The organism is Vibrio sp. Vb0667 (genome assembly GCF_033391095.1).
Genome location: NZ_JAWPOL010000395.1, coordinates 1 through 1,046 on the forward strand (window position 1 = coordinate 1; position 1,046 = coordinate 1,046).

General features: G+C 48.7%; 2 protein-coding genes. Both read left to right on the forward strand.

All coding sequences use genetic code 11. From position 1 onward, the window contains the following. Positions 1–553: TrkA family potassium uptake protein (locus R8269_RS26175; RefSeq protein WP_318223035.1), on the forward strand; the 553-nt coding region annotated here is incomplete at its 5' end. Continuing rightward, positions 550–1,046: potassium transporter TrkG (locus R8269_RS26180; protein ID WP_318223036.1), on the forward strand; the 497-nt coding region annotated here is incomplete at its 3' end. The genes R8269_RS26175 and R8269_RS26180, both read left to right, overlap by 4 nt.

Consider the following 1,046-nt stretch of genomic DNA (forward strand, 5'->3'; position numbering starts at 1 on the left):
TGAAGATCGAGTGAAAGAAGCTGCAGGTTTTGTGAGTCAGGCCATTGTGGCAAATTGTACTCATGAAGAAACGGTCGCAGAGCTCAAGCTCGATGATTACGACATGGTGATGATTGCCATTGGTGCGGACGTGAATGCCAGTATTCTTGCTACTCTGATAGCAAAAGAGGCGGGTGTAAAATCGGTATGGGTAAAAGCTAACGACCGATTCCAAGCTCGCGTTCTGCAAAAAATTGGCGCAGACCACATCATCATGCCAGAGCGCGATATGGGCATTCGTGTGGCGCGCAAAATGCTGGATAAACGCGTACTCGAATTTCATCCATTGGGCAGCGGATTAGCGATGACAGAGTTTGTTGTTGGCTCGCGTTTGATGGGTAAAACGTTAAGCGATTTGGCGCTGTGCAAGGTCGAAGGCGTGCAAGTGTTGGGCTTTAAACGTGGCCCTGAAATCATCAAAGCGCCTGATATGAGTACCACGCTTGAAATCGGCGATCTCATTATTGTGGTTGGCCCGCAAGACAAGTTGGCAAACAAGCTGAAATCATTATGACGCAATTTCATCAGAGAGGCGTTTTTTACGTCCCAGACGGCAAACGAGATAAAGCGAAAGGTGGCGAACCGCGCATTATATTGCTGAGCTTTCTCGGAGTGTTATTGCCTTCTGCTGTTCTGCTTACGCTACCGGTTTTTTCGGTTTCGGGTCTGTCTATTACTGACGCGTTGTTTACCGCGACTTCAGCCATCAGTGTGACTGGGTTGGGTGTGGTCGATACCGGCCAACATTTTACGCTCGCGGGTAAAATTCTTCTGATGTGTTTGATGCAGATCGGCGGCTTAGGGCAAATGACCTTATCTGCGGTGCTGCTCTATATGTTTGGGGTGCGCTTGAGTCTACGTCAGCAAGCATTAGCCAAAGAAGCACTTGGCCAAGAAAGGCAAGTCAACTTGCGTCGTTTGGTGAAAAAGATCGTCACATTTTCGCTGGTGGCAGAGGCGATTGGTTTTGTTTTCCTCTCGTATCGTTGGGTGCCAGAAATGGGTTG